Source organism: Streptomyces sp. NPDC014861 (genome assembly GCF_043081625.1).
In the GTDB taxonomy this organism is placed as follows: domain Bacteria; phylum Actinomycetota; class Actinomycetes; order Streptomycetales; family Streptomycetaceae; genus Streptomyces.
The window spans coordinates 93,516-114,053 of record NZ_JBIBWV010000009.1 but is presented as its reverse complement, the minus strand read 5'-3'; the positions used below and the strand labels follow the sequence as shown (position 1 = coordinate 114,053).

Sequence of the window (20,538 nt, the reverse complement as noted above, 5' to 3'; positions counted from 1 at the left end):
TCCTGTCCTCCGGTACTGGGCGGGCCGGGGCGGCCCGGTGTTCCGTGCGCTCCCGGGGGAACGTACGGAGCACCGGGACCGGTTCAGATCTCCGTTCTGTCGGAGCGGTCACGTCCACGAGGACAGGACGAAGGAACCGGGGGTCGGGGACGGGGCCGTCTCCGGGGACTCCGTCACGCCTTCCACCTCGCCCACCCTCTCCGTCGCTCCCGTTTCATTCGTCCCCTCCGCCTTGTCTGCCCCTGCCTTCTCGTCCGTCCCCTTCGTCGCTCCCGTTTCGTCCGTCCCTTCCGCCTCGTCCGGCCCATCCCTCTCGTCCGTCCCCTCCGCCTCCGGGGTCGGCTTCGGGCCGGGGCTTCGCCGCTGGTCGTCGTCCCCGAGCGGCCTCTCGTCGAAGAAGGCGTCGTCGACGCGATAGCCCTCGGGCGCCGGAGTCGTCACCGGCACGTCGTCGGGGGACAGCAGGCCGTCCGGTGGCATGTGGGCACCGAGAAGGGTGGTCTCGACCGTGCCGTCCCCGTCCGCCGGCAGGGACAGCTTCACCCAGTGGTCGGGGGTGAGCCGGGGTCTTCCGTCCGGCCCCCAGCTGACCTGCCGGGCCACCACCGTGTGCCCGGTGCCCGCCGGGTCCGGGTCGGTCACTGAGGGGACGAACCACAACGTGGACCGGGGGGCGTACGCGGTGAGCGGCAGGTCGGGCCGCAGGCTCCGCAGTTCCCGCAGCGTGTCCGCGGCGTACGAGCGCTCCAGGTCCCCGCCCAGGCCGCAGGCGGCGAACCGCAGGGGCGTGGCGGTGTCCCACGCCCCCTCGTCGGCCAGCCGGGAGAGCACGACGGCCAGTTCGCCGGGCGTGACCCGCTGCCCTCGCCAGACGGGTGCCCCGTCGTCCCCCGTGATGTGACTGGCGAGCGTGAGGAACCGGTCGTCCCGGGGAAAACGTCCGACGACACCGCGGATCCGGTCCGCCTCGGCCTCGCCGGCGTCGGGGTCGACGAGGTGGCGGGTGCCGTTGTCCTGGTGGGAGAGGGTGAGGGCCCTGACGAGTTCGCCGATCCGCTCGGCGGAGGTCCGGACCGTGGCGGGGGCGTCGACAGAGGTGGGTGCGGGGGTGAGGGGGGAGGACCGCTCATTCCCGAACTCGATGAAGAGGTCTCCCGTGTCCTCCTGGTCCAGCAGGTCGGTGACCTGCTTCGCCTTCTTCGGGGCGGGCGGTGCGGAGTGGTCCTTCGCGTTCTTCTCGTCGCCGAGGTACTTGGCCTCCTGGCGCATCCGCTCCCCGCCGACGCGCAGGTAGTGCTCCCTGAAACTCTTCTCGCTCTCGAACATCCTCGCGAGCTCGCCGTACATGCCCTCGTAGTCCCGGTGCGTGGAGGCGCCGTCCTGCCGCTCCATGTCCGCGAAGACGAACCGCAGCGAGGACTTCCCCCGCACCGGGGACGTCTCGGTCGTCTTCGGGCCTGTCCCGTAGGGGTTGTCCGAGTTCAGCACGAGGTCCTTCTCCTCCGGCACGGGGGCGAAGAGCCTGGTGAAGGTCTTCTCGCCGTGCTTCACCGCGTCGAGCTCGCGGGACGAGACGCCGAAGGAGGGCGCGGCGGGCTGCTTCGGCAGGGGGCCGAGCCCCTTCTTCTCGCGCTCCTCGTTCGCCTCGGCCCGCTGCCGGGTGCTCCGGGCGTTCTCCGCGGCCATCGCCCGTTCCTCCGGGGTGGCCCGGGGCTCTTTGTAGTCGACGTACGTGCTGTACGTCGTGTAGGAGGAGAAGTCCGCCTGGTAGTACTGGTGGAACTCGTGGAACAGCCGGCGGATTTCCTCGGTGTCCTCCGTGCTCAGCTCGGCCAGGCGGCGCACGTCGCCGTCGGTCGTCACCGGATCCCGCCCCCGCAGCCTCATGTACGACTCCACGATCCAGTGGAAGGTCACGTCGCGGTTGAGCCCGGCGCTCGCGGTCCTCGCCTCGGCGTCGGAGCCCTTCGGCCGGAGGAAGCGGTGCTTGTCCCGGTAGTAGAAGCCGAAGGGGTCGGAGTCGACCATCAGGACGGCCGCCCGGTAGGCGAACCCGGCGATCGGGTCCTTGTCGACGTCGCCCCACAGGTGGCGGTACCGGTTCATGACCTCGACGGCTCCCCGGTGCTCGGCCTCGTGGTCGTGCAGCTCCGCCCTCCTGACCTTGGACTTTCCGTCGCCCCCGTACATCAGCTTCGAGTTGGCCTTCTCGATGTCGTGGAAGAGGATCGCCTTCACGACCGCGTCCACCGGCACCAGCCGGTCCGCGCTGTCCCGGTCGCGGTGGGCGAGTTTGAGGTACTGGCCCAGCACCATCTGCGCGTGCTGGAAGAAGGTGTATCCCTCGCTCGGCGCGCAGATCTCCTTGTAGAGGAGGCCGAGTTCGGGGTAGTCGCGGATCAGGCGGTCGATCACCCGGTGCAGGGCCGTGCCCTCCCGCCACAGCTGGGTGAGCTCCCTGCCGACCTGGCGCTGGAGGTGGACCTCCTCCGGCTGCCGTCGTCGCATGTCGTCGAAGTCGTGGACGAAGGGCGAGTCGGTGACGTTCAGGTCGGCCTTGACCTCCTGGCTCTGCAGGGAGAGGACGAGTCCGATCTCGGCGTGGGAGGCCCAGGGCAGGACCGTGTTCCTCATGAACGTCTCCACGGCGGCACGGGCGTCGAGGTCGGCGGACTCCAGGTCCGCGTCGGGCTTGCCGAGGAAGTCCAGCGGGACCGGGTTGTCCGGCTGGACCCGCAGCTGCTTCTCGTGGTCCTTCAGGAACTTCCCGAGGTCGTCGAGCCGCCTGTCGAAGGACAGGTTGGGCCGGTTTCCGTAGGGCTCCGGAGGCATGTCGGGCTCCAGCAGGTGTCCCACCCTGCGGTCGGCGGGCCGCTGCCGGGACTGCTTCCACGTCTCGTGGAACTGCCGCAGCTGGCTGGAGATCCCCCGGAGGACGTCAGGGGAGTTGACGTGCCCCGCGTTCTGGACCCAGGGGTTGTACCGGTCCTTCAGCTGCGGAGCGTCGACGGGCGGGATGCCGAGGCGGTCGCGCAGCACGTCGACGTGGACCGTCGCGCCGTCCCGGTAGTCGCCCGTGTCCTCGTCGGGGGCGAGGCCGCCCCTGTCCTTGTCGCCGTAGTAGGTGATCAGGGAGTTCGGCCGGATGCTCCTGCGCAGGAGCACGAGGCTCTCGCCCCGCACGCCGAACTGGTTGCGCTCGCCCGACTGGTCGGTGTTGACGGGCCGTCCCGCGAGGGGGCGGTCGGGGGTGGTCTCGGCGTCCTCGTCGGGGTTCTGGGACCTGTCGGTCTCCTTGGGTTCGGGGATCGGCGCCCGAGCCGAGCCGGGCGCCTGGCTCTTCCACCGGTCCCGGTAGATGCTCTCGATCTCGCTCTCGGGATTCTCCTCGGGGTCGCGCAGCCCGCCGGGCGTGAGGGACGCGCTGCCCCGGTAGGGGTGCCCGAGCGAACCGGCGTCGTGCTCCGGTACCGAGGCCGCCGTGATCCGCTGGTAGACGTGCAGGGGGACGAGGAAGGAACGGATGAGCGGCTTCTTGTCCGGGAACTGCGCCTGGTACTTCATGGCCCAGCCGATCGCCCGCGCGGGGGTGCCCATGCCGACCCACAGGGTTCCGCCCGGCTTGTCCCCCGTGGCCACGACGACCTCGCCGGTGTCCTTGTGCTGCTGGACGTCCTTGTGCTCGGCGGTGTACTCGTGGGGCGTCTCGTGGGCCGTGACCGTGTCCCGGCTGACCACCGCGGTGTAGAAGCGGACGTACGGTTCCCCGTCCTCCATCTCCACGTCCACCTCACCGCGGTGGATGTAGTACGCCTGCTGGAACTCGTAGTGGCCCGAGGTCTGCTGCGCGGCGTTCGGGAGCGCGGCCGGATCCGGTCGCGCTCCCGCCCTCGCGCTCGACTCGGGTTCCGTCCCGGGCGGAGGGTTCTCCCCGGCCGTCGTCCGCGGGTTCCTCTCCTCGGCCTTCTTCCTTCCCCTGCCCTCGCCGTCCTTCGGCTTCGTTTCCTCCTTGACGTACTTCAGGGTCGAGTCGAAGGGCCGGTTCGGACCCGGGTAGCCGACACCGGGCAGGCCGAGGACCGGCTCGCCCCGCTCCGGGCCCCCGGGCGGCCACACGGTGTCCGGGCCGGCCTCCAGCAGGGTCACCAGGGAGCGGCCGGAGTCCGTCCGCTCGAACGAGGCCACGTGGACGCGCGTGCCGGGGGTGAAGATCGACATGTTCCCCGTCAGGTGGCGCTGGCCGCCGCCCTGCGCCGTCTGCACCTGGATGACCAGATTGTGGGTGTCCGGCAGGTCGGACGACGACTTCCAGAAGATCCGCGGACCGGTCAGCTCGTCGAGGGAGACCGCCGTGCGCTCGGCCACGGGACGGTCGGCCATCCGCCGGAACAGGTCCACCGCCTGGGCGGTCGTCTCCACGGACAGCGACAGCCGGGGACGGTACGCGCTCTCGTACGTGACCTCCGCGGAGGCGGTGGCCCGGCGGCGCTGGTCCGTCCGGGGCCCGTCGCCCGACAGGTCGAGCCCCTTGACACCGGTGAGGCCCCGGGACTGGAGCTCGAAGCTCGCCAGGCTGGGCAGCTCCGTCGCCCGGGCCTGGTCGATCTCGCCCTCCCGCTCCAGGCCGTGCGCCAGCAGGCGGATCTCCTCCTTCAGCAGCGAGGAGACGGCCTGGGCGCGCTTCCAGCCGGTCCGCTGCGCGGCGCCGGGCCACAGGCTGTTGCCCGCCGCGACGACCTCGACGCGCAGCGCGCCCCGGGAGGGGTCGGCGGCGCGGCGGATCAGCTCGGGCAGCAGCTCCGTCGCGAGTTCCCGGAGCTCCGTCTCGTCCTGGGGGCCGAGGGTCTTCTCCCCCTTGCCGAAGGCGACGGTCCGCTTCTTGAGGGCGGGCAGGCCGTCCACCAGCATGCTGACCGCGACGGCCCCGTCCTCGCCGTCGCCGCTCGTGTCCTCGTTCCCCTCGCCTGCCCCGACCACGTCCTCGTCGTCGGTGCCGTCGCCGAAACGCACCGCTTCCGCGTGTTCCGGGCCGGCCTCGTCGCCGTCCGTGAGACGCACCGCGTCGACGGGAGCCCCGTCGTCACCGGCGGGGGTCGTCTCGGGAGTGTGGTCGGGGGCGCCGGTGTCGGTGAAGCGGTGCCAGTCCGCGCGGCCGAGGACGGTCATCCGGCCGTCGGCGGTCACGCCGACGTGGCGGGCGGTGAACACCTGATCCCCGCCGGGCACGTACCAGACCGGCGCGTCGGCGGCGAGCGCCGTGAGCGGGCCGTCCGCGCCGGTCTCGGCGCGGTGCTTCCACAGACCGCTCATCACCGTCCTCACGGTCGCGCCGTGGACGCGGGAGGCCAGGTCGCAGCCGGTGAAGCGGATCTCGGTGACGCCGTCGAGCCGGCCCTCGTCGTGGGCGTCGGTGAGCGCCTTGAGGAGGACGGCCGGGTCGAGCGGGGCGTTCGGGTCGGTGTGGGTGCCGACGACGAACACGCCGGCGCGCGCGGGGAGCGCCCGCAGGGCGGCGGCCTGGGCGGGGGAGAGGGCGCCGACGGCGATCCCGGCCGGGATGTCCCGTACGGGAGCGGGCGACGCTGCGGTCCAGGAACCCGGACCCTCGTTGTCGTGCAGCACGGAGCCGGACTCCGTGGCGTCCTCGACGGCCTCCAGATAGCGGTGGGGCAGCGTCCCGCCGGGAAGGACGGACGTCGCCATGACCCCGGACGCGTCGGCCCGGTCGGGCGTGCGCCGGAACAGCGCCTCCGCGTCGTGGTACCGGTCCGGCAGCCCCGCGTAGTGCAGCAGCTCGTGCAGGAGCATGGCGTCGTCGCGGCCGCGCACGTCCGGATCCGAGTCGTCGGCGTGCAGACGCAGGTTCAACTGGTCGGACCGGGTGCCGGGTCCGCCGTCCCGGGTCACCCGCACCAGGCCCGCGCCCCCCTCGGGGGCCGGGACCACGTCCACCTCCGTGTGGAGCTGGTCGCCGGTGCGCGGCAGCCGGAAGCCCAGGTTGACGTGGCTGTCCAGCAGTCCCTGCATCCGGGTACGCAGCGCGGCCGCGTCCGCCGCCGAGAAGGAGTCGCCGACGGCCACCGGCAGCGTCACCCGCACCAGCCGCACGGGCCCGCCCGGCGCGCCGTCCCCGTCCTCGGGCACGACGAACCGCTCGACGTCCGCGCGGATCAGAGTCCGCCGGCCCGCGAGCGTCCCGTCCTCGTTCCGCCGGTCCGCCGTCCCCGGGAAGGGACCGGTGGCGTCCGGGTCGGCCGCCGGGTCGAAGCGCTCGGTGCGGACCCGCGCGGGCGGCGGCACGTCCTGCCGGCCCGGCGCCCACCGCCACGACGCCCACCGGTCGGCCGTGACCGGCCGCGCGACCGGGGAGACCTCCTCGGGCCGCATCCGTCCCGGCAGGGTGTGAGGGGAGCTCTCGGGGACGTGCGCGGCCGTGTCGCCGTCGTCGTCGCCCTGACGGGGGCGCTTGGGGTCCTGCATCAGGATGTCGCCGTCCGCGTCCCTGTCGTCGGGGTTCCCTCTCTTCCTCCGGGAGGAGGACGGAGGGGGACCGGGCTCGTCGACGTCCATGCCCGTCGAGGTGCCTTCGACGGGAGAGCTCTCGTCCTCCCGCGCCGCGTACGTCCGCCGCAGTTCCTCCATCCGCTCGGCGGCGATCTCGTCGGGGAACTTCCCCTGGTGCGCGACGTGTCTGCGCAGATCGGCCTCGGGCACGAGGTCCAGGGTGCGGTAGTAGTCCCGGCCCGGCTCCGAGAGGGGGGCCCGCAAGGCCGCGATGTCGTCCGGCAGCGGCCGGTCCGGGTGCTCCTCACGGTAGTGCGCGGCGAAGGCGGCGGAGCCCGCCATGACCTCGGGCAGGGAGTGGTGCCCCTGGTTGAGGAAGGCGGCGATGATCGCGAGCCGCAGCGTCCTGTGGTTGATCCTGCGGAACCACCCGCGTTCGGCCATCAGTTCGGCGTACCGGTGGAACATGAAGCCCGAACCCGACGTGCCGGCCGTGGCCAGATGCCCATGGGTCTGCTTCAGGTACAGCAGTTCCGTCTTCAGGAGGTAGCGGGCCCCGCCGGGGATCCACCGCACCTTCTCCTCCGTGTTCAGGGCGAGCGGCCTCTCCCGCGCGCTCAGGTGGGGCACGATGTCCGCTTGCTCGAAGCTCCTGAGCTCGGCGGACAGCTGCTTCCATCGGTGGTCGCGCTTCTCGAAGTCCTCCCGTGCCTCCTGCTTGCTCCGCCTCTCCTCGTCGGTCCTCTCCGGCATGGCGGAGAGCTTCGTCCGCAGGCCGGGCACCAGCCGGGTGAGGTCGCGGTACTCGACGAACTCGTGGTTGTCGACACGGAACTTGCGCTCCTCCACGAGGGAGGACGGCGGGGGCGGGAAGGAGCCGATCCTCTCGCCGAGGGCCTTCGTGGAGATGGCGTTGAAGAACATCGCCATGCGTTCCCGCAGGTTTCCCTTCCTCGCGACCTCCTCCAGGACCGTCGGCCTGGTGCCCACGGCGCCGGGCGACTCGTTGCTCTGCGTCCCCAGCCGCTTGTGGATGCCCTCCATGTGCTGGAGCTTGTCCCACAGGACGCCGGACAACTGCCCGGCGAGTTCCTGGACGTCCCGCCGCCGGGCCAGATAGGCGGCGAGGTTCTTCTCGTACTGGACCGAGGCTTCCGTGTAGTAGATGCGGTCCATGTCGTCGAGCGAGGCGTCCGGGGCCCAGGAGGGCGGGTCCTCCTGGTCGTCGCGGGTCCGCCGGGGCCGGCGGGTGCTGGGCCCCTCGCCGTTGCCGGTCGGCGGGGGATCGTCGTCGTCCTCGGCCCGGCCCTTGCCCTTGTCGACCGGCGAGCGGTCGTCGCCGTCACCGAACTTGACCGCGTCCGGGTGCACCGCGTCGACCTTGGGCGTGCGGAAGAGGAAGGCGACCGCGTCGTCGGGGAGGGTGTCCGGGTCGGGGGTCGTCCGGACGGGGGTGTGCTCCGCATCGCCGCTGTCGCCGTACACGTGCCAGGCGCCCCGGTCGACGACGGCGATCTTCCCGTCGGGGGTGAGGCCGATGTGCCGGGCGGTGAGGAGGTGGCCGCCCGCCGCTTCGCCGCCGGTCGTGGGCACGTACCAGACGGGGGCGTCGGCGGCGCGGGCGGTGAGCGGGTCGGGGGAGGCGGTGCCGGTCGCGGCGCGGTGCTTCCACAGGCCGCTCATGACGGTCCTGACCGTTCCCTCGTGCACGGGCGCGGCGAGGTGGCAGGCGGTGAAGCGGATCTCGGTGACGTCGTCGAGCCGGCCCTCGTCGTGGGCGTCGGTGAGCGCCTTGAGGACGGTGGCCGGGTCGTTCGGGGCGTCCGGGTCGGTGTGCATGCCGACGACGAAGACGCCCGGGAGCTTCGGCACCGCCTGGAGGGCAGTGCTCTGGGCGGGGCTGAGGACGCCCAGGGCGATGCCGGAGGGGATGTCCCGGACGGGCGGGCCGGACGGGGTGTCACCGTCGCGCCCGCCGTCCCCGTCGCCGCCGCCGTCCACGACGGTGCTCCCGCCCTCGACGGCGTTCCCGTTCCCGTGGTCGGACCGGTCGCCGGACGGGGTACGGACGCTGTCGTCCGACGGGGTACGGACGCTGTCGTCCTCGGCGCGGGTGTCGGCGCCGTCCGGGCGCGGGGCGTCGTCGACGGGGAGGTACATGAGCCGGTCGTCGCTCGGCGTCTCGAGGTGCTCCCAGTCGTACGGGGAGGGCGCCTCGGGCGTCACCGGAGCCCGCGCGGGAGCCGGGGCCGGGGCGTCGGTGTCCCCGTGCGGTGGGGTGCTGAACCGGTCGTCGCCGCTCAGGGTGACCGGGCGTTCCGTCGGTCCGGGGCCGGGGACCTCCGTGGCCTCGCCCAGCAGGGAGGAGAGGCCCGAGGAGACGGTGGCCCGGGGCGGCGCGGTGGCCGGTCTGTCGCCGGTGTCCCCCTCCGTGGTCGGGCCGTGTTCGGTCCTCCCGCCGGTCGGGCCGTCGTCGGTCCTTCCGTCGGTCGGGCCGTCGTCGGCCCCTCCGTCCGGTGTCAGGTCGCCGTCCGACTCGGTGCGGAACAGCGGGTCCTTGGCGATCTCGTCGCCGAACGACGGCCCGAGGTCCAGGTCGAGCGGCGTGAAGGCGTCGCCGTCGGACGGGGCGTCCGGCCGCACGGGCAGGTCCGTGAAGAAGGGAGTGCCAGTGATGGGGTGGGAGAAGACCCACTTCACCATGTCCTTCATGTCCTGCCTGAAGCTGGTCTCCTGCTGCTCGGAGGTGGGGCGGGGGACCGGCCACGGAGCCGGGTTGCCCGTCATGTTCGACACGAACGAGGCGATGTTGAGGGGGTGCAGCAGCCCGAAGTACTTGCTGTCGGTGGGGTTGTCGGCGTGCTGGTGGGTGAGGACCCAGTTCTGGTACTTCACCATGACCGGCTCGAACGCCCGGTGCAGACCGGCGCTCAGCGCGCCCATGGCCACGCCCGAGGCGAACGGGCCCCCGCTGACCTCGAACGTGCCGTCGCCGAAGATCATGTTGTAGAAGCCCTCGCTCAGCATCTCGTTGGTGCCCTCGTTGAGGAGGGACGAGACCGCGCCGCCGAGCTGGTACATCGGACTGCCCTGGAGCGGGTTCTCCTGCTTGAAGACACGAGCCAGGGCGTTGCTGTGCTCGGAGCGGGCGAACAGCGTCGGCATCGAGTCGGCGAGGTTCTTGAGCGGCGCCAGGTTGCCCAGATCGCCCATGGCCCTGGTGAGGACGTCGGGCAGGTCGGCGTGGTCGGCCCCGGCCCGCCCCCACTTCTGGGTCAGCATCCGGCCGAACTCCTCGCCCGCCTCCTGGGCGCCGTCGTGTGCGAGGTGCTTCTTGAACACCTCCCCCATCTTCTCGGCGAACGAGTGGGCGATGCTGCCCTCGCCGTGCCGCAGGAATCCGGTCTCCAGGTTGCGGGTGACCCCGCCGAAGAGCTCGCCGATGTCCTTGGCGAAGGCCGAACGGGCCTCAGGGGTGGACAGGAGCCCGTCCAGCGGGTTCTCCGCGTCGCCCGCGACGCGGCCCGGGGACCCCGGCGTGCCGGGCACGTCGGAACCCGTGCCCGTCGTCGGCACGTCCCCGGAGCCCGTCCTGCCGGCGCCGGCGCCGGCCGTGTCGCCGCCGCCCTCCGTCCTCTGCGCGGTCGGTACCTCGGGCTTGTCCGCGCCCGGCACCTCGCCCTTGCCTGCGGTCGGACCGTCGCTCTTGCCTGTGGTCGGCACCTCGCCCTTGCCTGCGGTCGGGACGTCGCCCTTTCCGACGTGCGGGGTGTCCGGCCTCCCCGTGCCGGGGACCTCGCCCTTGCCGGTCGTCGGCACGTCCGCCTTGGGCGGGGCGGCCGGGACGTCGCCCCGGCCGGTCGTCGGGGCGCTGCCCTTGCCGGCGGCCGGAGCGCCCGCGCTCCCCGTCGCGGGAGCGGTCGGCTTGTCCCTGGCCCCGGCGCCGACCGGCGTCTCCGCCTTCGGCCGACCGGCGGGGGGAGGGGATACGAGGCCGCCGCCCTCGGTCCTGGCCGGCACCGGCGGGGCCACGTCGGACTTCGGGGGGACCGGCGGCGGGGCCACGTCGTTCTTGGGCGGCACCGGAGGGGCCACGTCGTCCTTGGGCGGGACGGGCGGCGGGGTCCCCTCGGTCCTCTTCGGCGGGACCGGCGGCGGGGTCACCTCCGTCGGCGGCGTGTTGGGCGGCGACGGAGGCAGGTCCTCCTTCGTCTTCACGCCCTCCGGACCACCCGGCTTGCCCGCCCCGCCCGGCGGTACGTCGGGCTTGGGGTTCGGTGCGACGTCGTCCAGCTTGTCGTCGATCTTGTTGAGGACGTCGTCGACGCGCTTGCTGATGATCGAGGCCGGCGGCTTGCCGCCGAGGATCCGGCCGAGCAGCTTGCCGCCGTAGTGGGACAGGATCTCCAGCGGGCCGGCGATCACGCCGCTCAGCGCGCCCTGCTTGACGGAGTCGAGCAGCGACTCCGTGTTCCACCTCGACGTGTGGCCCGAGGTGAGCTGGTAGAGCTGGATCACCGTGTCCTGGAAGACGCCGCCCATGATGCCGATGAAGGTCTGGCTGAGGATCGTCTGGAGCAGCCAGCGGAAGAGCTGGTGGAGGCCTTCACGGGTCGCCGCGAACAGCGCCGACACCGGGCCCCACACCGCGCCGAAGGTGAAGGCGGAGAAGAGGGTGGCGAACAGGATCTCGGCCAGCAGCTGCACGAGCTGGAGGATCGCCATGATCTTCGTGTACTCGACCTGGTTGGCGACCTTCAGCGCCACCTCGGACAGCTGACGGGACAGCTCCGCCGTCTGCTCCAGCTGGTTCGCGCCCGCGGTCTGGCCCGTCAGGTCCCGCATCGAGAGCAGGAACGACTCGGCGGCCTCGCCCTCGAAGTCGTTCTTGACGATCGGGATGAGCTCGATGACGTATCCGGAGAGCGTCTCCAGGTCGTCCGCGATGGAGTGGTAGTGCTCGGCCACCCGCCGCATGAGGTCCTCGTCGGCCTCGGGCCAGTCCATGCCCGACACGAAGGCGAGGAAGTCGGCGATCCCCTCGGGCGGGTTGATGGCCATGGGCGGAGGTCCTCTGATCGGCGGACGGCTGCACCCGGGAGAACGGCGACGGCCGTCCCCGCGGTTCAGGAACGCTCGTCCCCGCGGTTCAGGATCGTCCCGACGGTTCAAGGACGGCCGTCCCCGAGGCGCAGGAACGGCCGCCCCCGCGGTTCGGCAGTGGCCGTCCCCCAGTTCGGAAGCGGCCGTCCCCGCGTTTCAGAAGCCGGCCGCCCGGTCGCCGGCCTCCTCGTCCGACTTCGCCATCGTGTCGGTGGTCTCCTTGCCCGCGTCCGTCACCGCGCCCAGTCGCTTGGTGACGTACGCGAGGGTCTCGGTCAGGTTCTCGGTGGGCTTGTCCACCTGCTTGTGATACACCTTCCCGATCTCGTCCTGGCCCGCCGACTCCTTGTTGATCCGGTTGATCTCCAGGATCGTCCTGCTCAGGTCGGAGAGACAGCGCTGATACTCCTCGTAGTGGGCGAACTTGCCCTTGAGGTCACTGAGGACCTTCAGCTCCTCAGCCACTGAACTCCTCCTGCTTCCCGGTGGGGATGCGGCTCTCGGCCTCGGCCTCGAACTCCTCCTGCTTCGCCTTCTGTTCGGAGGCCAGACGAGCGGCCTCCTCCTCCGCGGCGAACTCCTCCTGCCGCGCGGCCCTCAGCTCCTCCAGGGCCTCCTCCTGGCCGAAGGCCGGGGCCATCGCCCGGAGCGGCTTGAGGAGTTCGTCCATCTCGACCGGCGTCCCGGCGAGCCCCGTCACGCTGCGCAGGTGGCCGCCGAAGTCCTGGAAACCCTTGATGCGCTCGATGACCTCGCTGCCCATCCGGGCCCGTGCCTCGTTGAGGACGGTGACGAGTGCGGCGGCCAGTTCGGCGGGCGCCATCGACTGGTACGCCCTGGTGTGGAAGGTCATCGAGACCACCTGCCCCTGGGGGCCGACCGTCACGGACACCATGCGGTCCTTGGAGGTGACGGACGCGGTCGCCGCGTCCAGTTCGCGCTTGGCCTCCAGCATCTTGTCCCGCTGCTCGTGCAGGGCGGACATCGCGTCCTTGAGGATGCTGTCGAAGTCCATGGTCATGGGGCCGCCTTTCATGGGGGAAGACAGGGGGAGGAGGGGTCGTTCGTCGCGGGCGGGCTCCGTCAGCGGCCGATGACCCCGCTGACGGAGCCGGTGTCGGTGCCCCAGGTGTCCTCGTCCTCGGTGAGCCAGGTGGTGCGTTGCCGGTCCTTGCCCTGGTTGGGCTGGCCGCCGGCGCCGGCCGCGCCGGGGCTCATCGGCGGCATCATCGGGGACTGCGTGGTCTGGGGACCGCCCGCGCCGGTGCCGCCCCCGGTGCCCGTCCCCGTACCGCTGCCGGTTCCGTGGCCGGAACCGGTTCCGCCGCCCGTGCCGCCGGCGGAGGCGGTGGCGTGCGTGCCGCTCGGTTCGCCGAGCATCCGGGCGACCCGCTCGCCGGTGCCGCCGACGCCGCCGCCGACGACCGACGAGACGGCCTTCGTCCCGCTGCCGCCGATGCCGGTGCCGCCCGTACCGCCGGAACCGCCCGAACGGAGGTCGTTCGGATCGAACCTGCGGCCGCTGCCGCCGCCACCGGTGTCGATCCGCTCGAAGACGTCCCTCCCACCGGTGGTGGGGTTCTTCTGCTCCGGGCGGGAGGAGAGGGCGTACTCGGCGTTGGTGAGCAGCTGGTGGCTGCGGCTGATCGGGTTGCCGCCGGAGTCGACGACGACGCCGTCCTTGAGGGTGGCGCCCTTCGGCAGCACGTAGGGGTTGCCGTTGGAGTCGAGCAGCGGCTTGCCCTTGGCGTCCACCACACTGCCGTCCGGCAGGACCTTCGCACCCTCCGGGAGCCGGATCCGGTCGTAGCCGGCACCCGGCGTGCCGCCCGTCTGGTTCTCCTCGCGGGGCGGCTGCTGCGGCTGCGGCGTACCCGTCCTGCCGCCGGGGGGCGCGACGATCTGCTTGCCGTTGGACCCGAGGACCGGGTTGCCCTTCGCGTCGTAGACCTTGCCGTCCTTGCCGACGCGGGACCCGGGCGGCAGCATGACGGGCTTGCCGTCGGCGCCGATGACCGGCTTGCCGTTCTTGTCGAGCAGCGGGACGGTCCTGCCCCCGTTCGCCCCCGAGCCCCCGGAGCCCCCCGCGCCCGGCCCGCCCGTCGTGACGTCGGGGATGGTGATCGGGGGGACCTTGGGGATGTCCGGGAGCCCGCCGGGGTTCTTGCCGTCCCCGCTCCCGCCCTTTCCGTTCCCGCCGCCCTCCTTGCCGGTGGTCGTGTCGGGCACCTTGATGCCGCCCCCGCCCCCGCCCCCGCCGCCGATACCGCCTCCGCCGATGCCTCCCCCGGAGCCCCCGGAGCCGGAGCCGCCCGCGCCGTCGCCGTTCCCGCCCATCCCGTCCGGCAGCCCGGATCCGCCGCCGGCCCCGCCGCCACCGGCCCCGCCGGGCCCGCCCGCCCCGCCCGTGCCGCCGGGAAGGGCGAAGTTCGGCTGGTGGAGCACCGGGGCGAGCGCGGCCGCCAGCTGGAGATAGGCGTCGTCCAGGGGGTTGATGTGGGTCGTCGCGGTGCCGTCGAGGAAGCTGAGCGCCTCCATCCACTCGGTCTTCGCGTGCCGCTCGACCATCCTGACCCAGTCGGGGGAACTGACGTCCTTCCCGTCCCTGTCGTAGAGGGCGACGAAGGTGGAACTGGTGGTGTTGGCTGTGCCGCCACCGCCCGCCGTGGTGACGGTCGAGGTGGTCGACCAGGTGGTGTGGAGCGTCGCGCCCTGCATGAGGGCGTAGAAGTTGGCGCGCAGCAGCTCCACACCGTTGTGGATCCGGTAGTGGAGGGTCGAACCGTCCGTCCTGACCAGGTGGCTCTGGTGCTTCTTCCAGTCCTCGAAGCCCTTGTGCATGCCCCAGGAGGAGTCGACGAGTGCGGTCCTGGCGTCGCCCAGGAGGGTCACCAGGTTCTTGGGCGTGGTGAGGTCCAGCCAGACCTTGTACATCTCGCCGTAGATGACGTTGACGAACTTCTTGAACGAACCGGCGGCGCTGCCCCGCCACTCACTCCCCTCGGACTCCAAGTCGTCGCCCCAGCCCTTGATGATGGGGTTCCACTTCTCCATCCACTTGACGACCCCGTCCACCTGGTTCTTCGCGTTCTCGAACGTGTAGGGGTTGACGACGTCCGTCTTTGCCGTCGACGTCCCGCTCACCAGGGGGAGGAGTCCCTTGTCCGGCTCGTTCAGGAACAGGTTGTACGGCGATTTGGTGTCGTCGAAGTAGCCCGCCCAGTTGGCGCTGAAGCCCACCACGTACCGGGCCTTCCGGTCGCCGTAGGTGGAGACGAACTCCCACCAGAAGTCGAAGACCTTCGAGTAGTCCCTGCTGAAGGGCACGTCCTTCTCGATCCGGAAGGTTCCGAAGTCGGACCAGTCCTTGGAGCCGGGACCGGCCACGGCGTTCCGGGTCGTCAGTGTCCCGGTGCTGTCCAGGAAGATCTTGACGGCCTCTTCCCAGGTCCGCTTGCGCGTCGGCGGCTTCGGGACGATCGGCTGTTCGGTCACATCCGGTTCCTTTCTCCGGTGGGGTGCGGGGTCACGGGGAGGAGGTGGTTCAGGACTTGCCGGTGTTCTGGCCGTCCCGCTGGATGTAGCCGAGGAGCTCCCACATCTCGGCCGTGTCGAGGGATTCCCCGACCGCCTCGCCGAGGATCTGCTTGACGCTGCCCAGGTTGATGTAGCCGCTGTTGGCGATGGCGTTGAGCTTGCCGAGCGCCGTGTCCAGCTCTCCGGCCACCTTGGCGAACAGCTTCTGCACCTGATCGGCGCTGGCCAGGGCCGTCGTGTTGCCCGGCACGAGCTTGCCGTAGTCGCCGACGAGGGTCTGGTTCTTCCACTCGGCGAGCCTCTTCAGGTACGGGTCCGAGATGAACTCGTTCATCAGGCTCTCGAACGCCTTCTGCTTGGCGAGCAGGACGTCCATGGACACCGTGGTGGAGCCGCCGCCGTCCTCGTTGTCGTCGGGTTCGCTGGTCGCCATGGTCCCTCTCCTGTCCTGTGCCGTCCCCGCCGTACGCGGTCCGGCACGGAGAACGGAGGGCCCCCGCCGCGGGGTTCAGCCGGGCCCGGGAACGGCGGAACCCGGCGCGCCCGCGAAGGGTGGGCCGGGTTCCTGGCGGGGTGGGGCTCAGCGCTGGAACAGATAGGCGCTCTTGCGGTCGCCGTTGCGGATGATGCCGTGGGCGTCCGTCAGCAGGTTCGCGCCCTGGTCGAACTGGCGCGACAGCGTGGAGTCCAGGTTGTTCACGACCTGCCGGAACTCGTCGAACTCCTTGGCCGCCTCACCGGTGAACTCCGACTCGATGGCACCGAGGCGCTGCACGATGGTCATCACGGCCGAGCTCATGGCGGCCGCGACCTGCTTCATCTGGTCGTTGGCGTCCTGGAGGGCGCCGTGCTTGATGTCCATGTCCATGGGGTCCATGCGCGTTCCTTACGACAGAAGGGAGGGGAAGAGGAGGGGGTGGGGGAGCGGAGGCGGCGGGGGCGCTCCGCCCCGCTCACTTGCTGAGGATGTCGTAGACGTCGCCGCCCCACAGGTCCATGTTCGACTCGGCCTCACCGGCGGTGTCCGCCATGACCTTGCTGGTCATGCCGACGGCGTCCACGAGGTCCTTGTACTCGGCCATCACCGTGCGGTAGCCGCGCTGCCAGTTCTCGATCTTCGCGATGAACTTGGTCCCCGCGGCGGACTTCATGCTGTCCGCGACCTGCCGGGCGATGTCCTCGGACTGGGCATAGGACCGCTCCATCGTCTGGAGGTGCTCCTCCAGCTCGTTGAGGGTCTGGGTGAGTACCGCTGACGAGACCTTGAGGTTGGCGTTGGGCGCGTCGGTCACCTGAACTCCTTTGTCGTACGGGCCGGGAGGTTCCCGGCAGGGAGAACGGGCGCCTCAGGGAACCGGGTTCACCACCCGCTCGCCGTCGACGGCCGACCCCTTCGCCGCCCGTACGGCCTCCAGGGGCTTCCCGTCCTTCACCTGCTCCCCGGAACAGACCGGTGCCGGCACGCCCGCCGTCGTGTCGACGACACCCGCCGCCGTCAGCGCCGACGGGTCCAGGGCCGGGCCCGACGGCAGCAGGGTCAGCAGCGTCGCCGGCACGCCCACGCCCGCCGCGCCCGCGTAGCCGAGGGCTTTCGCCGACTCCGCCGTCGGCAGCGGGTACTTCACGCCGTTGTCCGCGACCAGATACGTCGCCCCGGCCGCGCCCGCCCCGGACAGCGCCCGGACCAGCGCGCCGCCGCCGGGCCGTACGGAGATCAGGTCCGCCGCGCCGCACGCCGGTGTCACGCCCGGCTGGGGCGTCACCGGACGGCCCGCCACCACCGCCGCGTCGGCCACCACCACCAGGGTGGACGCCCCGCCCTCGACCGAGGGCCGTACGGTCGTGCACACGCCCTGTCCGGGTGCCGGTTCCACCAGCTCCGGCGGCGTCTCCGGAAGGCCCCCGCCCGGCAGCGTCCCGGCCGGCGCCGGATGGGCCGCCAGATCGGCGGCGCCCACCGCGACGGCGACCGCCGGAGCCCCCGCGTACGCCTGCCGCTGCGTGCGCGGGTCACCGCGCAGCAGCTCGAAGGAGGTCCGGTCGAGCGGCGCCAGCCCCTTCGCCGTCAGCACGTACGGTTCACCGCCCGGGCCCGTGAAGAGCTGGCCGACCCGGGTCTCCCGCCCGGCCAGGGCGGGGCCGGGCGCGCCCCGCCCCGCGATCTCCGGCAGGGTCAGGTCCGGCCCCGCCGGCAGGGAGTTGAGGTAGGCCGCCGTCACCGGGAACGAGGCCGCAGCGCCGTAGCCGAGCGCCGCCCCCGCCCCCGCGCCGAGCCGCAGCCGCCGTCCCTGCCACAACACGTGCCCGGTCCCGTCCGAGGCGGCCACCAGCACCGCCTGCCCGGGACCCAGAGCCCGGCCCGTGCCCGCCGCGCCGACGGCCACCGACACCACCGGGCCGGGCCGCCCCGACGCGCCGGCCGCCACCAGCCCGCACACCAGCCAGTCGCCCCGTGCCAGCGCGGACGCGGCCGGCAGCCCGTCCGGCGCACCCACGATCCCCAGCGGGCCGCCGCGCGGCACCGAGCTCAGCGAGCTCAGACCGACCTGCGTCACGGTCATCCGCTCCCCGGCCACCAGCCGGGCACTGGCCTGGTTGAGGACCGGCCGCAGCTCACCCCCGACGAACAGATACCGGGCGCCGGTCTCCTTGACCACCACCAGGGTGCCCGGCTTCGCCCAGCCCGTCGCACCGCCCGGCTTGATCGCCCCGTACAGGGCCATCACCAGGGCGATGACCACGGCGATGAACAGTCCGGTCCGCACCCCGCGGGTGGTCCGCCGGGGCGGGAGGTCCAGCGCGTCGGGCTCACCCCGCAGCATCCCGGCCCCGAGCCTGCTCATCACGAACAGGTGGGCCTGCACCTGGTCGCGCCTGGACTGCATGTGAACTCCTGGGTGGGAAGTAGGTGTCGGGGATCGGAAGGTCTCGGGGCGGGCGGCTCAGCCGGTGAGCCCGCGCACCCACGCGAAGACCCCGGCCTCGGTCAGCGCCAGCGGGATCAGGCTCAGCGCCAGCGTGCTGTGCAGCAGGTCGGCGGCCCGCCCCCAGTACGGCAGCAGTCGCCGCCCCGGTACCGTCCACGAGAAGATCGCGAACGCCGCGGCGGTGGCCGTCAGGCCCGTCAGCAGGCCCAGCCGGCCCGCCGGTCCGAGCGACAGCGCCCACCCGGTCGCGAGCAGCGCCAGCCCGTACACGCCCGGCAGGATCAGGGCCAGCCGCTGCCACCGGGAACCGACCTCGCGCACGTGCAGGACCAGCAGCAGGGACAGGACCGCCGCCAGCGTCACCGGCGCCCACCCGGGCGCGCCCGACATCAGCGTGAGGCACACCGCGAGCAGGGCGCCGGTCACCACGTGGAAGGCGGTCAGATAGCCGTCGGCCACGGCGCTGCGGTCCACGACCTCCCGCGCCGGATACGGCTCGATGTCCTCCTGGAGCTCCTCCGCCCGGCGCGGCAGCGCGGGCAGCCTCATCCCCGACAACCGGAAGGCGAAACCGGGCAGGAACGTCCCGAACGCCACCACCAGCACCGCCAGGGCCCCGGCCGTCTCCGACGACGACAACCCCGCCAGCACGAGCGCCCCCGCCGCGGACGCGGCGACCGAGATCACGAGCAGCCCCAGGAACAGGGGCGCGGAGCAGGCCACCGACGCCAGTGCCAGGACCGAGGCGCCCGCCGCCGCCGAACCGCCCGCGAGCAGCCGGGCGGCCGCCAGGTCGCTCTCGCCCGCCGGCAGCAGCGCCCCGGCCAGGGCCAGGTAGGGCACCGCCGTCGCGCCGAGCGCCGTGCCGGCCCCCGCGTCCCCCACCGCCCGCGCGGCGCTGCCCGCGCCGATCAGCAGCAGGACCCCGGTGCACGCCGACGCGACCACCCGCAGCGGGCCGAGGTCGCCGGAGAGCGCGAGCAGCACGAAACCGCCCGCCAGCGCGAGCAGCGCGACGCCGAGCGCCACATGGTGGGTGAGGGCGGGGGTCCAGCCGTCGCCGCGCCGTTCGAGACCGGCCGCGACACCGTCCACGACATCGTCGAAGTGCGCCTCCGGCAGCGCCTCACGGCGCAGCCGCAGGTGGAGCCGCTCACCGTCGCGCAGCCCCAGGGCCTCCGCGGTCCGCTCCTCGTCCAGCGGTTCCTCACCGAGCCGCTGGAGCACCCAGCCGCCCGCCTCGACCGCCTGCTCGTCGAGGTCGTCCCCGGAGTAGCCGATGATGGTCGGCAACAGGTCCGCCAGGGGGACGTCGGCCGGTACGGAGAGCTCGACCACCTTCTGCGGCCCGTGGAACCTCAACCGGCACAGCCCCGCCACCGCGCTACCGCTCACTGCCCGCGTGTCCTTCCCGCTGTCCAGCCGAGGCCGGAAATCCCTCGGCGGACAGAGGAACGGAAACACCGCGCCGCCGGGTTCAGTCCCTCCCGCCCGGGGCGGCGACAGGGCCTGCCGCCCGCCCGCGCGAGGGGACGGGGACTGAGCCGCTTGCCCGCGCGAGGGGACGGAGGCTGAGCCGTTCGCCCGTGCGAGGGGACGGGAGCTGAGCCGCTTGCCCGCGCGAGGAGGCGGGGGCTGAGCCGTCCCCCGTACGGAACAGGCCGGGAGCCTCAGTCGTCCCCCGTACGAGGAGGCGGGGGAGACTCAGTCGTCCCCGCGCCCCGCGCCCCGCAGCTCCCGTACGAGCGCCTCGACGCCCTCCTCACCGCGGCGGGCCACCAGGACCGCCGCCGCCCCGGCCACCGACCGCCGCTCGCCCTCGCTCCAGCGTGCCGCCGACGGATGCTCGTCGACCACGAACACGCGCGCGATCAGCAGGGCCTCCGGATCCGGCGGCCCGGCCGGGGCCGCGGTCCCGAGCAGCCGGACGAGCGCGGCCGTCACCTCGGCGGCGGTGGCCTCCGGCACGTCGAGACCGGTCACGGTCCCGCCGGTCGGGTCCTCGTCCTCCGGCCCGACGTCCGGCAGCCACGCGCGGGGGAGAGCCCCTGCCTCATCCCCCGCCTGGCCCCCCGCCTCGTCCACCCCGCTGAACCCGAGCCCGTCCCGCGTCCCGGTGCCGCCGTCCCCGGCCCCGTCCCGGGCCCCGGCGCCTTCATCGTGACCGTCCACCGCTCTCCTCCCGACGCCGCCCTGGCGGGCGCACGCCCACTGCCTCGACCACCCGCGCGACCGGCCGGACCGGCGTTCCGGGCGGGACGGCGCGCGTCCGTACGCGCGCCCGCTCTCCTCTGATCCTTCGCTCCCTCCCCGTTGCAGTGGTCAACGATCCTCCTCGCCGCCGGGTTCATCCGTCGGCGCCCCCCAACCGGGTTGAACCACCCCGCACCCGCCGTCCGTTCCCGACTGACGAGGAAACCGCACGAAGTCGGCCGCCCGGCGTTGCGCCAGGCGTGAGGAGCGTTGT

The 20,538-nt window shown here is 72.6% G+C and carries 10 protein-coding genes; all 10 read right to left on the bottom strand.

All coding sequences use genetic code 11. From position 1 onward, the window contains the following. Window positions 1-108: 108 nt before the first annotated feature. On the bottom strand, window positions 109-11,565 hold the full coding sequence (locus ACF1BN_RS20515; RefSeq protein WP_392332993.1) for a hypothetical protein: 11,457 nt from the start codon (window positions 11,563-11,565) through the stop codon (window positions 109-111). 198 nt (window positions 11,566-11,763) lie between these two features. Beyond that, a complete protein-coding gene (locus ACF1BN_RS20510; RefSeq protein WP_376598301.1) occupies window positions 11,764-12,072 on the bottom strand; it encodes a hypothetical protein in 309 nt (102 codons plus the stop codon). Further along, entirely contained in the window at window positions 12,065-12,628 is a 564-nt protein-coding gene (locus ACF1BN_RS20505) for a YbaB/EbfC family nucleoid-associated protein (protein ID WP_392332992.1), read from the bottom strand. The genes ACF1BN_RS20510 and ACF1BN_RS20505 overlap by 8 nt, the downstream gene beginning before the upstream one ends. Window positions 12,629-12,690: 62 nt before the next feature. Beyond that, window positions 12,691-15,102 carry a hypothetical protein gene (locus ACF1BN_RS20500; RefSeq protein WP_392332991.1) on the bottom strand — a complete coding sequence of 804 codons (2,412 nt, stop codon included), beginning with the start codon at window positions 15,100-15,102 and terminating at the stop codon, window positions 12,691-12,693. Between the two features lie 49 nt (window positions 15,103-15,151). Beyond that, entirely contained in the window at window positions 15,152-15,577 is a 426-nt protein-coding gene (locus ACF1BN_RS20495; protein ID WP_392332990.1) for a hypothetical protein, read from the bottom strand. Window positions 15,578-15,724: 147 nt separating this feature from the next. Next, window positions 15,725-16,021 (bottom strand): hypothetical protein, encoded by a 297-nt coding sequence (locus tag ACF1BN_RS20490; RefSeq protein ID WP_376598307.1) that lies wholly within the window; start codon window positions 16,019-16,021, stop codon window positions 15,725-15,727. 76 nt (window positions 16,022-16,097) lie between these two features. Then, window positions 16,098-16,436, bottom strand: coding sequence for a hypothetical protein (locus ACF1BN_RS20485; RefSeq protein WP_376598309.1), 339 nt, complete (start codon window positions 16,434-16,436; stop codon window positions 16,098-16,100). 54 nt (window positions 16,437-16,490) lie between these two features. Continuing rightward, window positions 16,491-18,029: a type VII secretion protein EccB gene (eccB, locus tag ACF1BN_RS20480; RefSeq protein ID WP_392332989.1), complete on the bottom strand. Its 1,539-nt coding sequence runs from the start codon at window positions 18,027-18,029 to the stop codon at window positions 16,491-16,493. A 57-nt stretch (window positions 18,030-18,086) separates the two neighbouring features. Next, window positions 18,087-19,466: a type VII secretion integral membrane protein EccD gene (gene eccD, locus ACF1BN_RS20475; protein WP_392332988.1), complete on the bottom strand. Its 1,380-nt coding sequence runs from the start codon at window positions 19,464-19,466 to the stop codon at window positions 18,087-18,089. Between the two features lie 309 nt (window positions 19,467-19,775). Further along, a complete protein-coding gene (locus ACF1BN_RS20470) occupies window positions 19,776-20,243 on the bottom strand; it encodes a hypothetical protein (RefSeq protein ID WP_392332987.1) in 468 nt (155 codons plus the stop codon). Window positions 20,244-20,538: the final 295 nt, after the last annotated feature.